Consider the following 13,812-nt stretch of genomic DNA (forward strand, 5'->3'; position numbering starts at 1 on the left):
GCCGCGAACGCCGCGACCCCCACGGTCCACACCGTCGCATCGTCGTCGTCGAAGATCCCGGCACCGGTCGCGTCGGTTCCCGAGGTCAAGGGCGGCAACACCTCCGTCGCACTCGACTCCGGCTTCACCGACGCGCTGAAGACCCTGGGCCTGACCCCGGGTGTGTCGGGTTCGGCGAAGCTCGACGGTGGCGCGGTGTCGTTCCCGATCACCGCCGGCTCGGTGACGTACTGGTCGCCGGACGGGTCGTACCGTCCCTACGTGCAGGGCCTGCTGAACCACAACGGTTCCGGCCTGACCCTCGCCGCGGGTGGCACCACCGTGACGCTGGAGAACTTCGTGGTGAACCCGGGCTCCTCCAAGCTCTACGGTGACGTCCTCGTCAACGGCGAAGTCGCCGCCAGCAACGCGTACCTGTTCTCCCTGCACGGTGGGACGCTCAAGCCGCTGCAGCTCGAGGGTGACAACGCGATCCTCACCGGCACCACCGTCCACGTCTCCAACGACGCCGCGACGCTGCTGAACAGCACGTTCAAGACCGACGCCGTCAAGGGTGGCCTGCTCGTCGGCACCGCCACCATCACCGCCCAGATCAAGTAACACCCCCGCACGAACCAGAACGGCCGGCCCCCACAAGGGACCGGCCGTTCTCGCGTTGCGCTGTGGATCAGGCGTTGACGCCCTCGGCCAGGACCGCGGCCGAGGGGTCGAAGTCCTCGGGGAGCGGTTCCGGCTTCGTGATGCGCGAGGTGACCTCGACGGCCTGGCCGGACTCGGCCGCGTCGCGGATGCCGAGCATGACGTCGAGCGCGTGCGAGGCGACGGCGCCGGAGGCACGCTCGGGGCGGCCCTCGGCGATCGCGCGGGCCAGCTCGACGACACCGGTGCCGCGGCCCCACGTGGAGCCCTTGTGCGCCAGGGTGGTCGGCTCGTCCTTGCCGAGCGTCCACAGGGTGCTCTCGCCGTCGAAGACGTTCGGGTCCGGCAGCACGATGGTGCCCTCGGAGCCGTTGATCTCGACGAAGCCGTTGCGGGGGAGCGCGTGCTGGAACGACAGGGTGGTCTGTGCGGACTGCCCGTCGACGAACGAGATGAGTGCAGCGTGGTGCGTGGGCACCTCGACCGCGAACTCGGTGCCGGCGCGGGGACCCGAACCGATCACGCGGGTCTCGCGCGACTTCGACGACACGGCCTGCACGCGCGAGGCCGAACCGAACGCGTGGAGCAGCGTCGTGACGTAGTACGGGCCGATGTCGAACAGCGGACCGGCGCCCTGGGCGTACAGGAACTCGGGGTCCGGGTGCCACTGGTCCGGGCCGGGCACGTGGAACATGGTCGTCGCGGTGAGCGGCGTGCCGATGTCCCCGCGGGCGATGGCGCGGATCGCGGTCTGGATCCCGGCACCGAGCACGGTGTCCGGTGCGGTCGAGTAGCGGACCCCGGCTGCCTCGGCGGCGGCGAGGAGCGCCTGGGCGTCCTCGGCGTTCGTCGCGACGGGCTTCTCGCTCCAGGTGTGCTTGCCGGCGGCGATGATCTGCTGCCCGACCTTGGCGTGCTCGGCCGGGATCGTGATGTTCACGACGATCTGGATGTCGTCGCGGGCCAGGAGCTGCTCGACCGTGCCCGAGGCCGGGACGCCGTACTTCTCCGCCTGGGACGCGGCGCGCTCGAGGATGAGGTCGGCGACCATCAGGACCTCGACGTCAGCGAACTGCGTGAGGTTGGTCAGGTACTGGTCTGAGATGTTCCCGGCACCGATGATGCCGACGCCGACGCGGCTCACGCGGCACTCCCCTCGGTGTCGTTCGCCTTGAGCCAGGTGAGGGACTCGGTGATGCCCTCGAAGACGTCGCCGGAGTACGCGTCGAACTCGACGACGCGGATGGCCTGCGGCGCCGCGGCGAGGATGCCCGCCACGTCGACGTCGCCCTGGCCGGCCGGCTTCTGGTTCTCGAACGCGCGCTGCAGTGCCTCGGGGACGATGAGGGCGCTCTCGGCGGAGGGCAGCGCGGTCAGGATGTCACCGTCGACCTTGCCGTCCTTGACGTGGATCGCGACGACGCGGTCACCCAGGGCCTTGAGCACGGCCGGGGCGTCGGCGCCACCGACGGTCGCCCAGAACGTGTCGACCTCGAGCACGGTCTCGGGCGAGATCTGCTCGACGAACAGGTCGTAGACCGTGCGGCCGTCGACCTTGTTCGTGAACTCCCACTGGTGGTTGTGGTACCCGAACTGCAGGCCGCGCGAGGCCGCCTCGGCGGTCAGGACGTTGACGCGCTCGGCGATCTTCGCGACGTCGTCGGCGGTCTGCCAGCGATCGGTCGGGATGAACGGGTCGATGACGGTGTGGATGCCGAGGCGCTGGGCGGCGTCCCAGATCGGCGCGGTGTCCTCGGCGTCGATCACGGCGACGTGGCCGGACGGGGCCTTCAGGCCAGTGGCAGCGAAGGCGCGCTCGAGGTCGGCGGCGCGCTCGACGAACGCGTACGGCTCGACGTTCTCGTAGCCGATCTCGGCGACACGGGCGATGGCCGCGTCGAGGTCTTCGGCGATCGCGTCGCGCAGTGAGTACAGCTGCACAGAGGTGGTGGGCATTGCAGAGGCTCCTTCGGTCCTGACTGGGTGTCGCGGCCCGTCGAGGAGCGATGCTCCGCGGCGAGATCGAGGACGACGCTACACGGAAAACCACCCGGTGTGCAGTTTTTGGCACGCCGAGTTCCACGACGTGTGTCGCGCTTCCCGCAATCGATGTAGGCTCTCGCTCGTAAAAACCTTGCAAGGCACGGTTTTCATCGACTCAAGGAGGCGTCATGAGCACACCCGAACCCGCGGAGACCCCGACCCTGGTGCACCCGGAGGCGGGCATCACCCAGCCGGTCAGCACGCTGAAGGTGGGTGTCGGCTACCAGGTCGCGCTGTTCCTGGGGCAGTTCGGGTTGTTCGTGGCGCTCATGGCACCGGTCTACGTCAGCATGCAGCTCAAGGCGCAGGCCCTCGTCGGGGACGATGCGGCGAACGTCATCGGCTCGGTGCTGCCGATCGGCGCCTTCGGTGCGCTCATCATGAACCCGCTCGCCGGCGCCCTGTCCGACCGCACCCGCACCCGCTGGGGCCGTCGACGCCCGTGGATGCTGACCGGCGTGGTCGTGTTCGCGATCGCCCTTGCCTGGATCGCGTACGCGCCGGACACCCTCAACCTGACGCTGGGGTGGCTGCTGGCGCAGCTCGCCGCCAACACGGTGCTGGCGACGCTGACCGCGAGCTTCGCCGACAACGTGCCCGAGTTCCAGCGCGGCAAGTCGTCGAGCATCATCGCCCTCGCGCAGAACATCGCCGTGCTCGCCGGCACCTACCTGTCCGTGTTCTTCGTCGCGAACCTGCCGGTGCTGTTCATCGCGCCCGGCATCCTGGCGATCGTCCTGGTCGTCGTCTACGCCCTCGTCGCCCGTGACGACCTGCCGACCTACACGCTCAAGAAGTTCACGTTCCTGAACCTCGTCGCCTCGTTCTGGACGAACCCGATCAAGAACCCCGACTTCGCGTTCGCGTGGTGGTCGCGCTTCCTCATCATCTTCGCGACGTTCATGTTCACGACGTACCGGCTGCTCTACATGCAGGAGCACATCGGGATCGCCGACGCGGGCGCGGCCACCGCGGCCGTCGCGTTCGGCGTGCTGCTCTACACGATCGCACTCCTGGTGAGCGCCGCCGTCTCGGGGTGGCTGTCCGACCGCCTCGGTCGCCGCAAGGTCTTCGTGGCGGGATCGACCGCGCTCTTCGCCGTGGGCCTGGTGGTGCTCGCCCACGCGGAGACGGTGAACGGGTTCTACGTCGCCGAGGTCATCATGGGCTTCGCCTACGGCATCTACTCGGCGATCGACACCGCACTCGTCGTGGACGTGCTGCCGAACGCCGACCGGCCCGGCAAGGACCTCGGCGTCATCAACATCGCGAACGCGCTGCCCCAGTCCCTGGCACCGGCCGCCGCGCTGTTCTTCCTGAAGATCGGGTCGGACGGTTCGGCCGACAACTACCAGCTGATGTGCTGGGCAGCGGGGGTCGTGGCCATCGTCGGCGCCCTGGTGGTGCTGCCGATCAAGCGGGTCCGCTGACGCTGCTGGCGCCGCTGCCGGTGCGAGCCCGGTGCTCCGGGCTCGCACCGAGCCTCCCGGACTAGCGTGGGCTGGTGCTCGACGACGTGACCCCGACCTTCGACAGCCCCGCAGGACGGATCCGCGGCACCCGCGACGGCGACGTCGTCCGCGTGCTCGGCGTGCCCTACGCCCGAGCCGAACGCTTCCGGCCACCGCAGCCGATGCCCGTCTTCGCGGACGTCTACGCCGCGACGACGCCGGCGCCCCTCGCACCCCAGACGACCTCACCCGCGATCGACCACCTGCTGCACCCGGTCGAGGCCGAGGTCGACGAGCACTGCCAGGCGCTCTCCATCACGATGCCGGCGGACTCCGACCCCGACGAGCGGTTGCCCGTCATGGTGTTCGTGCACGGCGGCTCGTACGTGATCGGCGGCGGCGACCTCGCGATGAACGACCCGTACGACCTGGTGACCGAGCAGCGGGTCGTCGTCGTGACGGTGACGTACCGCCTGGGGGTGCTCGGGTTCCTCGGTGACGGCGAGCACGTACCGGCCAACCTCGGCCTGCTCGACCTGATCGCGGCGCTGCGCTGGGTGCGCGAGAACATCGCCGCGTTCGGCGGTGACCCGGACCTGGTCACCGCGTTCGGGCAGTCGGCCGGAGCGGACGCCATCGCGCACCTCATGGTCAGCGACGGCGCCGCGGGGCTGTTCCGTCGGGCGATCATCCAGAGTGCGCCCCTCGGGCTGTCGCACCGCCGTGCGCGGATGACCCGGGCGATGCTCCGCGCGGTGGGGTCCGTCGACGCCGACACCCCGGTCGAGGACCTGCTCGAGCGACAGGCCCGCGCCGAGTCGGTGGCGGCGCCGTACGGGCTGCGCGGCGGCATGCCGTTCGGCACGCAGTACGGGCAGGCGCCCCTGCCCGCCGAGCGCGACCTGGCCGACGCCTGGCGTCGTGCCGCCCCGAACCACGACGTGCTCATCGGATCGGGCTCCGACGAGGCCGGTCTGTACGTGCCGCTGACGCCCGTGCTGGGCCGCGCCGTCCGGAACCGGGTCGCCCGTGCGCTCGTGCGGTGGTGGGTCGTCCGGCCGCTGACCGAGGTGATCTACGGTCGTGAAGCCCGAGCCTTCGCGGCTCGGCATCGTGCGGCCGGAGGGAGCGCCGTCGTGTACCGGCTGCTGCGCGGTGCCACCTCGACCCCGACCGGGGCGGTGCACATGAGCGACCTCCCGCTGCTGCTCGGCCGTCGGGACGCCTGGGCGGGCAGCCGCTTCGTGCCCGAGCGCGACTGGCCCGAGGTGGAGCGCCGCGGGCCGGGTGTCCGTGCGATCTGGGCCGAGTTCGCTCGGACCGGCCGGGTCACCGCGCCCGACGACGAGACGCTCGCGTTCGACCGCGGCTGAGCGGCGCGCCGGACCGCCACCGCGGCCGCCGTCCGGACCGCCGTCGATCCCCCGAACGGGGCGGTCGCGCCGCGGCGGTGCGCACAGGAGAATCGACGCATGTCAGCGATCGAGGTGGACCTCCGCGACCGCATCGTGTCGGCGGGGATCTTCGCCTACCGCGCCGCTGACTTCCACACGGTCGGCGCCGAGGCCGTCGCCCAGCACGCCGACGTCACCGTCGACCAGTTCCGCCGCGCCTACCCGGTGTGGGAGCTCTTCATCATCGCCGTGATCGACCGCTGGTCCTCGGCGCAACATCCCGCCCTCCAGCAGATCGCCGAGGAGGAGGGCGCCGTCGCCCACGTCCGGGCACGGCTCGAGACCGGGCTCGCCGACCCGGCGCTCGTACGGCTCCGTCTGGCGCTGCTGAGTGCCGCGTCGAACCCGGGGCACGCGGCCGCCGGGTGGTTCCGCCGCCAGTACGAGCTCACCTACGAGGACCTCACCCTCGCCCTGGTCCGCGACGTCGTCCGCGGCCGCGAGAGCCGCGGCGTCGCGCCACGGCTCGCCGCCGAGCAGCTGCTCGCGCTGTACGAGGGCCTGCAGATGCAGTCCCTGCTGCGCGACGACGCCGACGTCCTGCCCGGCTACGACCGCGCCGTCGCCCGGATGCGGGTCGGATGGGGCTCAGCGCTCACCAACGAGCGCACCGCCCTGCGCTGACGCGACGGGTCCGCCACCGCGCGACCGCGACGACGGATCCGTCACGCCAGGTCGAGCCGCATCACGAACCGGCGCGGCGTCGGGTGCGTCACCTCGCGGAAGCCCGCCGCCACGAACGCCGACACCGGGCCGACGAAGAGCTCGCCCCACACGTCCTCCTTCCCCGGCGTGAACTGCATCGGGTAGCCCTCGACCGCCCGCGCACCGTTCCGTCGGGCATGCTCGACCGCGCCGACCACCAGCGCGTGACTGAGTCCCTGGCGCCGGAACCCCTTCCGCACCACGAAGCACGCGATCGCCCAGACGCCCTCGTCCGTCCGGTCCTCGTCGCGCCCGGTCCACGGCACCCGCGTCTTCCGCAGCCGCACGAACGCCGGCCGTGGCTCGACCGCGACCCACCCGACCGGCTCGTCGTCCCGGTACGCGACGACGCCGGTGGTCGTCCGCGCACCCGGGTCGTCGCAGCCGACCTCGGCGCGGAACCGGCCGGTGCGCTCGTCGACCGGCATGTCCGTGAAGGCGCGGTCGAAGGTCTTCAGCCACTGACAGTGGCACCGGGCGGGTTCGCCCCGCTCGCCGAACACCGCGTCGAGGTCCGCCCAGGCCACCTGGTTCCCGGGACGGAAGGTGACCGGTCCCACCTCGGTCGTCACCGTCGTCGTCATGGCCGCCTCCTGGTCCCGATGGCGGTCAGGGTAGTCCGGCACACGGCCTGGAGGCCCGGCGCGGCACGCCACCGAACGCACCACGCGCGCGCTTCTGCTCAGGCCGAGAACTCGCGGACGAGGTGCGGCGGCGTGGCCGCGCGGACCTCGGCGACGAGTCGAGCGCCCCGCCACCAGTCCTCGGCCCGGACCTGGAACTGTTCGCCGGCCCCGTCGACGATGGTGATGCCGTGGTCCCCGCGCAGCCCGACCACGGCGACGTCGGACAGGTCGACCGCCCGTTCGCCACCATCGCGGATCCGGATGGTCAGCACCGGACCGCGCAGCTGTGCCCACGCGGTGGCCCAGGTCGGCACCATCGCGTCCCGGTGGGTCCTGCCGGTCGGACGGCCCAGCGGACCGGCCTCGTGCAGCGGGGTCCCGATCGCCGGCGCCCGGTACGTCAGGCCGACCCGCTCCGCGACGGCAGCGTGGTCGACGTCCAGGTCCTCGTCGATGCACACGACCAGGTCGGGCATCGCCCGGCGGAGTACTGCCCGCAGGTCGGCGACCTCCTCGTCCGTCACCTCGGGAGGGAGTGTCCCGGGGTCGCGCCGACCGCGGAGTCGCTGCAGCGCCGCGAACGACAGCTGGATGTCCGCACGGACGGTCGCGTCGAGGGTGTTGAGCACACGCGCGGCTCCGACACGGGCCAGCGTCGTGGCGGACGGACCGCGCTCCGCGATGCGCCGCAGGGCGGACACGACGAGTTCGACGCTCGCCGCGACGTCGCCTTCGGCGGGCTCGACCACGACCGCGACGACGCTGGTCTCGAGGTCGATGTCGACGGTGTGTGCGTCGACCGCGTAGCTCAGTGCCGCACCGATGCGGACGTCGTCGAAGACCTCGTGCTCGATCACGGCCTCGAGCAGCTGCGCGGTGGCCTGCGGGACCACGACGGACGCGGCCACACCACCGAGGCCACTGGTCTGCAGGAACCCGCCTCCGCTCCGACCTGTCCAGGGTGCCAACGGCCCGGCAGGGGCCCCAGCGGGCAGCGCGACCGAGAGCCGCGAGGCCGGTGCCGTCCCGCCGGTGATCGTCACGACGGCGTTCTCGGCGACGTACCACCGCCGCACCCAGTCGCGGACCTCCGTCGCGGTCAGGCTGTGCGTCGCCGCGGCTCCCGCGCCTGCACGGCCCGGACCGGTCGGCCCGAACCGGACGGTGTGGATCGACGGGACCTGCTCGTGGTACCGGAGGCGGTCCTCGGCCGCCAGGACCCTGCGCTCTCGCTCGACGTCGGCGTCCGAGGCGTCAACGAGTGCGGCGATCGACTCCGTCACGCGGACCAGCACGTCGAGCGCGTCCTGCGTCGTCGCCGAGGTGACCTCGAACGACGTTGCCCAGTCGCTGGTCACGGCGTTGTGCCACGTGACGACGGGCAGCGCACCCCGGACGGCGAGGTGCTCGACCAGGTGGCTGATCCCGGCGAGGAGCACCGGCTCGTCACACGTGCCCACCCCGATCACCAGGCGGGCGGTCGCCGGACCGGGGGCGGGTTCGTGGAGGACGGGGACGGTCGACTGCTGTTCGGGCACACCGCAGTGTCACCGACTGCGCCGGTGGGCGCAGCGTCCCAGTCCGGGGGCACCGGTGGACCGGAGGCGCTCCGGCACACGGCCTGGAGGCCCGGCGCGGCACGCCGCCGATGTCTCCCGTTGCTGGGATGGTCACCCCATGGAGTACACGGACTACGACACCCGGCTCGCCGCCTACGGCGTCGTCATCGACCAGGGTCGTGTGCTGCTCGCGATGCAGCGGTTCCCCGAGGCCGGCGTCTGGGCGCTGCCCGGCGGCGGGGTCGAGTACGACGAGAGCGTGGAGCAGGCCGTCGTCCGCGAGTTCATGGAGGAGACCGGCTACCGCGTGGCGGTCGACGGGCTGCTCGGTGTCCGACACCACCTGGTGCCCGCCGAGCGTCGCATGCACGAGAACGGCCGGCCGATGAAGGCCGTGCAGGTCGTGTTCCGGGTGTCCGTCACGGGCGGCGAACTGCGTGACGAGGCCGACGGCTCGACCGAGCGCGCGGGCTGGATCCCGGTCGCCGACCTGCCGCACCACCGGCACGGCCTGGTCGTGCCGATCGCGCTGGGATGGGCGGGCGCACTCAGCGCCTGAGGTCCGTCACCCTGTCGCCGGACGGGCTCACTCCGCGATGACGCTGAGGACGTTGCCGGACGGGTCGGTGAACCAGGCGATGAGCGGTCCGCCCTTGCGGTTCACGCCCTTGTCGTCGGTCATGCCCTCGTAGTGCAGGAACGTCACCCCGCGTGCGGTCAGCGCGTCCACGGCGACGTCGACGTCGGGCACCGGGAAGTTGAGGACCGTGAACGCGGCGGGTTCGTGCGCCGGGCCCTTCGGGTAGACCAGCACGTGGTGGCCGCCGCCGAGCTGCAGCCCGAGCATGCCGTGGTCCTCGGTCACCTCGAGCCCCAGCACGTCCGTGTAGAACGCCTTCGCCTCGGCGGTGTCGCGCACCGAGAACCCGCTGAACGCCTTCGTCGCATCGATGTCCATGCCCGACAGTGAACTCCTCTGCGAGGATGACCGTGTGCGCGCGCAGGGAACCGTCGAGCAGGCCGTCGGACAGGCGGTCGAGCTGGCGACGACGGGGGAGCGTGTGGTGCTCGGCATCGCGGGCGCGCCCGGCGCGGGCAAGTCGACGCTCGCCCGGCGCATCGTGGCCGAGGTCGACGCGCGCCTGGGCAGCGGCACGGCCGTGCAGGTGCCCATGGACGGCTTCCACCTGGCGAACAGCGCCCTCGAAGCGCTCGGCCGGCACGACCGCAAGGGCGCGGTCGACACCTTCGACGCCGACGGGTACGTGGCCCTGGTCAGGCGACTGGTGGCAGGGACCGAGCCCGTCGTCTGGGCGCCCGACTTCGACCGGCGCGTCGACGAGCCCGTCGCGGGCAGCATCGCCGTCCCGCGCGCAGCCCGGCTCGTGGTCTCCGAGGGCAACTACCTGCTGGACGAGGACGCACCCTGGTCCGCGCTGCCGGAGCTCTTCACCGAGACCTGGTTCTGCGCGGTCGACGAGGGCGTCCGCTTCGACCGCCTGGTCGGGCGCCACATGCGACACGGCCGCGACCACGCCGCGGCCCGGAGCTGGGCGGTGGAGGTCGACGGCGTGAACGCCGCACGTGTCGCGCCCACGGTGAGCCGGGCCTCCTGGACGATCACGACCTGACCACCTGCGAGAGGAACCCGACATGACCATCGCCATCACCGGTGCCACCGGCAACATCGGCGGCGCCGTCGCCCGCGCGCTCGCGGCGGACGGCGTGCCGTTCCGCATGCTCGTCCGCGACCCTGCCCGCGCGCCGGAACTGCCCGGCACCGAGGTGCGGACCGCGTCGTTCTCGGACGGCGAGGCGGCGCGGTCGGCGCTGGAGGGCGTCGACACGCTGCTCATGGTGTCCGGTGCCGAGGCGCAGGACCGGCTGCAGCAGCACCGCACCTTCGTGGCCGCGGCGGCGACCGCCGGCGTCCGGCACGTCGTCTACACCTCGTTCGCCGGGGCCGCCGCGGACGCGACCTTCACGCTCGGGCGCGACCACTGGGCGACGGAGACAGCCATCCGCGAGACGGGCATGGCCCACACCTTCCTGCGCGACTGCTTCTACCTGGACTTCGTCGAGGACCTGGTCGGTGAGGACGGGGTGATCCGCGGACCGGGCGGCGACGGGGCGATGGCGGCGGTGGCGCGGGCCGACGTGGCGCGGGTCGCGACCGAGGTCCTGCGGCACCCGACCGCGCACCTGGACCGGACGTACGACCTGACCGGACCGGTCGCGATCACCCTGGACCAGGCCGCGGCGATCGTGAGCGCCGAGCGGGGCACGACGGTGACGTACCACCGCGAGACCCTCGACGAGGCGTACGCGTCGCGCGCGCAGTGGAACCCGGAGCCGTGGCAGGCGGACGCGTGGGTGAGCACCTACACGGCGATCGCCGAGGGGGCGCTGGCGACGGTGTCCGGGGACGTCGAGCGCGTCACGGGCCGGCAGCCGATGACGCTGCAGGACGTGTTGCGCGCGGGCTGACCCCGCGCGTTCCTTCCCATGTCTGTCGCGATGGGAGGTCGAATCGCGCGTACGGGGTCGGAAGGAACGACCTCCGACGCGCGTTTCGGCCCCCTCGCGCCTGACCAGGGGGAGCGGGCTGACCGCAGCGCGTCAGGGCACCCGGCGGGCGGCGATCGTGCCGACGACGCCGAGCACCAGGACCGCCACGAGCACGACGAGCAGCGGTGCCGTCCAGTCGCCGGTCGCCCCGTGCAGGGCCCCGGCGACGATCGGACCGGCAGCCCCGATGAGGTACCCGCCGCCCTGCACGAACGCGGACATCCGGCGGGCGTCGACGTCGTTCGACACCAGCCGCACGATGATGATGAAGATCACGGTGATGCCGCCACCCTGCGCCGCGCCGCCCAGGACGGACCACAGCAGCCAGAGCTGGGGCGCGAAGAGCAGCCCGAGCGGCATCGCCAGCCAGAGCGTGCCGACCAGGGACAGGATCGCGCGGGGACGCCAGCGTGCCGCGAGCACCGGGACGCCGAGCGCGCCGACCACGGCGAGGATCTGGAACACCGACGAGCTCGCGCCCGACGACTCCTTCGAGAACCCGATCTCGTCGTGTAGCAGTGTCGGGATCCAGGCGGTCAGCGCGTAGTACGAGAACGCCTGGCCGCCGAACGCCAGCGTCAGCCCGAGCGTCACCCAGCGCGTCGGGCGCACCGCGGTGGTCGTGGTCGTGGGGACCCGGATCGCCCCGGTGCCGAGCACCTGGTCGATCGGACCGGTCTCCGGCAGCGGTTCGGCGGACCGCACGCCGACGGGCCCGAGCCATGCGGCACGAGCGCCCACGGCGAACGTCCACGCCAGTGCCGCCACGACCGCGAGCAGGCCCCACACCGCGAGCGCGGCCGGCCACCCGAACTGGGCGGCGATCGGTGCCGTGCCGAGCGAGGTCGTCATCGACCCGACGTTGAGCGCCGACGTGTAGACGCCGGTCACGATGCCGACGCGCTCGGGCGAGGTGTCCCGGCGGATGACGACGGGGATCACGACGTTGCCGATCGTGATGCCGATGCCGATCACGGCGGTGCCGATGAGCAGCGCGGCGGCACTCGGGAGCGACCGGACGACGGTGCCGACGAGCACGATCAGCAGCGACAGTGACACCGCGCGTTCGGGTGTGGCCTTGGCGATGACCCAGCTGGCCAGGGGAGTGGCGAGCGCGAAGCACAGCACCGGGATCGTCGTCAGCAGGCCGGCGACCGTGGTGGTCAGCCCGAGGTCGAGCCGGACGTCGCCGATCACCGGCGCGGGCGCGACGATCGGTCCGCGGAAGTTCAGGGCGACCAGGACGATCGCGACCGGCAGGACCCAGGCGGCGCGCCGGACGACCGAGCTCACGACGCCGACGTCGTGGTCGGCGACACCCCGGGCAGCAGGATCGGCAGCAGGTCGAGCGGGGTGGCCGCGCGGGCGATGGTGCCCTCGGCCTCGGCGGGGGAGCCGTAGCCCCACTCGGCGAACACGGTCGGCACGCCGTGCACCGCTGCGCCCTGGACGTCGTGCAGCCGGTCCCCGACGAGCACGGGACGCGACACGTCGAAGCCGCGCGCAGCGAGTCGGCGCAGCGCCTCTTCCACGACGTCGGCCTTGCTCGACCGGACCTCGTCGTCGCTCGCGCCGGTGATGATGTCGATGTCGCCGGTCAGGCCGTAGTGGTCGAGGATGTACGTCGCCGGGGTCTCGGGCTTGCTCGTCGCGGTCGAGATCGGGATGCCCGCCTGGTGCAGGGTGCGGAGCACGATGTCGATCCCCGGGAACATCGCGGAGTCGAGTGCGCCGTGCGACAGGTAGTGCTCGCGGTACACGGAGAGGGTGTGCTCGGCCATCGCCTCGTCCATGCCCATCGCGATGCGGAACGTGTCGAGGATCGGCGGGCCGACGAACGACAGCAGCGTCGCGTGGTCCGGCACGGGGACGCCGACCTGCTGGAACGTGTACGTCAGGCTGTCGAGGATGCCCGGCGCCGAGTCGCTGATGGTGCCGTCGAGGTCGAAGAGGATGGCGCTGAACGGGCTTGTCATGTCCTGTCCACCCTATCCGGGCCGTGGCGGTGACCATCCGCGCGACGTGACTGGCTACGCGGGGGCGCGCCGGGCCTCCCGGCTGGGTGCGCCGCTCAGAACAGGCGGGTGTGCCCGCCCTCGATGCCGCGCATCGCGTCGTAGTCGAGCACCAGGACGCGGATGCCGCGGTCCTCGGCCAGGGTGCGGGCCTGCGGCGCGACGGTCTGCGCGGCGAGCACGCCCTGCACCGGACGGAGCATCGGGTCGCGGTTCATCAGCTCGAGGTAGCGCGTGAGCTGCTCGACCGCGTCGATGTTGGCGTTGCGCTTCATCTCGACCGCAACGCTTGCGCCGGCGTCGTCGCGCGCCAGGATGTCGACCGGGCCGATGGCCGTCATGTACTCGCGGCGGACGAGCGTGTGCCCGTCGCCGAGCAGCTCGATCTGCTCGGAGAGCAGTTGCTGCAGGTGCGCCTCTACCCCGTCCTTGACCAGGCCCGGGTCGACGCCGAGGTCGTGGGACTCGTCGGCGATCACCTCGTACAGGCTGACGACGAGCTTGTCCTGCGTCTTCTTCTGCGTGACCGTCCAGACCTGCTGGATGCCGGCCTCGGTCTGCTCGTCGGTCGGCTCGCCGATCTCGATCGAGCACGGCGGGCTCATCCAGTTGAGTGGCTTGTAGCTGCCGCCGTCCGAGTGGACGAGCAGCGAGCCGTCGGCCTTCAGCATGAGCAGCCGGGTGGCGAGGGGCAGGTGGGCCGACAGGCGACCGGCGTAGTCGACGGAGCAGCGGGCGATGACGAGACGCAC

The 13,812-nt window shown here is 72.0% G+C and carries 15 protein-coding genes; 7 read left to right on the forward strand and 8 right to left on the reverse strand.

The annotated features are described in order from the left end of the window. A partial coding sequence (locus tag BIU90_RS18830; RefSeq protein WP_071301221.1) for a hypothetical protein occupies nt 1–600 on the forward strand: 600 nt, incomplete at its 5' end. Between the two features lie 67 nt (nt 601–667). Here BIU90_RS18830 and BIU90_RS15910 read toward each other — a convergent pair. Both BIU90_RS15910 and BIU90_RS15915 read right to left on the reverse strand, forming a co-directional pair. Further along, complete coding sequence (locus tag BIU90_RS15910; protein ID WP_071301222.1) at nt 668–1,783, reverse strand: Gfo/Idh/MocA family protein; 1,116 nt, start codon at nt 1,781–1,783, stop codon at nt 668–670. After that, complete coding sequence (locus BIU90_RS15915) at nt 1,780–2,595, reverse strand: sugar phosphate isomerase/epimerase (RefSeq protein WP_071301223.1); 816 nt, start codon at nt 2,593–2,595, stop codon at nt 1,780–1,782. Before BIU90_RS15915 ends, BIU90_RS15910 begins: the two co-directional genes overlap by 4 nt. A gap of 215 nt (nt 2,596–2,810) precedes the next feature. Between BIU90_RS15915 and BIU90_RS15920 the strand changes: the two genes are divergently transcribed. The 3 genes from BIU90_RS15920 (at nt 2,811) to BIU90_RS15930 (ending at nt 6,211) form a co-directional block, all read left to right on the forward strand. After that, nucleotides 2,811–4,112 (forward strand): MFS transporter, encoded by a 1,302-nt coding sequence (locus BIU90_RS15920; RefSeq protein WP_071301224.1) that lies wholly within the window; start codon nt 2,811–2,813, stop codon nt 4,110–4,112. A gap of 74 nt (nt 4,113–4,186) precedes the next feature. Continuing rightward, entirely contained in the window at nt 4,187–5,506 is a 1,320-nt protein-coding gene (locus tag BIU90_RS15925) for a carboxylesterase family protein (protein WP_254787087.1), read from the forward strand. A gap of 99 nt (nt 5,507–5,605) precedes the next feature. Next, entirely contained in the window at nt 5,606–6,211 is a 606-nt protein-coding gene (locus tag BIU90_RS15930; RefSeq protein ID WP_071301226.1) for a hypothetical protein, read from the forward strand. A 41-nt stretch (nt 6,212–6,252) separates the two neighbouring features. Here the strand turns inward: BIU90_RS15930 and BIU90_RS15935 are convergent, their stop codons facing one another. After that, nucleotides 6,253–6,876, reverse strand: a complete 624-nt coding sequence (locus tag BIU90_RS15935; RefSeq protein ID WP_071301227.1) for a GNAT family N-acetyltransferase — start codon at nt 6,874–6,876, stop codon at nt 6,253–6,255. A gap of 98 nt (nt 6,877–6,974) precedes the next feature. Further along, entirely contained in the window at nt 6,975–8,456 is a 1,482-nt protein-coding gene (locus tag BIU90_RS15940) for an insulinase family protein (RefSeq protein ID WP_071301228.1), read from the reverse strand. A gap of 139 nt (nt 8,457–8,595) precedes the next feature. Between BIU90_RS15940 and BIU90_RS15945 the strand changes: the two genes are divergently transcribed. Then, entirely contained in the window at nt 8,596–9,036 is a 441-nt protein-coding gene (locus BIU90_RS15945; RefSeq protein ID WP_071301229.1) for an NUDIX hydrolase, read from the forward strand. Between the two features lie 27 nt (nt 9,037–9,063). Here BIU90_RS15945 and BIU90_RS15950 read toward each other — a convergent pair whose 3' ends face one another. Continuing rightward, entirely contained in the window at nt 9,064–9,435 is a 372-nt protein-coding gene (locus BIU90_RS15950) for a VOC family protein (protein WP_071301230.1), read from the reverse strand. A gap of 34 nt (nt 9,436–9,469) precedes the next feature. Here BIU90_RS15950 and BIU90_RS15955 point away from each other — a divergent pair, with 34 nt between their 5' ends. Further along, nucleotides 9,470–10,108 (forward strand): nucleoside/nucleotide kinase family protein, encoded by a 639-nt coding sequence (locus tag BIU90_RS15955; protein ID WP_139195322.1) that lies wholly within the window; start codon nt 9,470–9,472, stop codon nt 10,106–10,108. 22 nt (nt 10,109–10,130) lie between these two features. Further along, entirely contained in the window at nt 10,131–10,964 is an 834-nt protein-coding gene (locus tag BIU90_RS15960) for an SDR family oxidoreductase (protein ID WP_071301232.1), read from the forward strand. Between the two features lie 132 nt (nt 10,965–11,096). Here BIU90_RS15960 and BIU90_RS15965 read toward each other — a convergent pair whose 3' ends face one another. From BIU90_RS15965 to nucS, 3 genes are all read right to left on the reverse strand, one after another. Continuing rightward, entirely contained in the window at nt 11,097–12,338 is a 1,242-nt protein-coding gene (locus BIU90_RS15965) for a CynX/NimT family MFS transporter (protein WP_071301233.1), read from the reverse strand. Beyond that, complete coding sequence (locus tag BIU90_RS15970) at nt 12,335–13,021, reverse strand: HAD hydrolase-like protein (RefSeq protein ID WP_071301234.1); 687 nt, start codon at nt 13,019–13,021, stop codon at nt 12,335–12,337. The genes BIU90_RS15965 and BIU90_RS15970 overlap by 4 nt, the downstream gene beginning before the upstream one ends. 95 nt (nt 13,022–13,116) lie before the next feature. Continuing rightward, nucleotides 13,117–13,812 (reverse strand): endonuclease NucS, encoded by a 696-nt coding sequence (nucS, locus tag BIU90_RS15975; protein WP_071301235.1) that lies wholly within the window; start codon nt 13,810–13,812, stop codon nt 13,117–13,119.

The sequence above is a fragment of the Curtobacterium sp. MCBA15_001 genome, from assembly GCF_001864835.1.
Lineage (GTDB): Bacteria > Actinomycetota > Actinomycetes > Actinomycetales > Microbacteriaceae > Curtobacterium.

Bases quoted from the DNA above. Each gene is read 5' to 3' on its own strand.
- BIU90_RS15935 (WP_071301227.1), bottom strand. From the start codon at position 6,876: ATGACGACGACGGTGACGACCGAGGTGGGACCGGTCACCTTCCGTCCC.
- BIU90_RS15970 (WP_071301234.1), bottom strand. From the start codon at position 13,021: ATGACAAGCCCGTTCAGCGCCATCCTCTTCGACCTCGACGGCACCATC.
- BIU90_RS15945 (WP_071301229.1), top strand. From the start codon at position 8,596: ATGGAGTACACGGACTACGACACCCGGCTCGCCGCCTACGGCGTCGTC.
- BIU90_RS15920 (WP_071301224.1), top strand. From the start codon at position 2,811: ATGAGCACACCCGAACCCGCGGAGACCCCGACCCTGGTGCACCCGGAG.
- BIU90_RS15960 (WP_071301232.1), top strand. From the start codon at position 10,131: ATGACCATCGCCATCACCGGTGCCACCGGCAACATCGGCGGCGCCGTC.
- BIU90_RS15950 (WP_071301230.1), bottom strand. From the start codon at position 9,435: ATGGACATCGATGCGACGAAGGCGTTCAGCGGGTTCTCGGTGCGCGAC.
- BIU90_RS15915 (WP_071301223.1), bottom strand. From the start codon at position 2,595: ATGCCCACCACCTCTGTGCAGCTGTACTCACTGCGCGACGCGATCGCC.
- BIU90_RS15930 (WP_071301226.1), top strand. From the start codon at position 5,606: ATGTCAGCGATCGAGGTGGACCTCCGCGACCGCATCGTGTCGGCGGGG.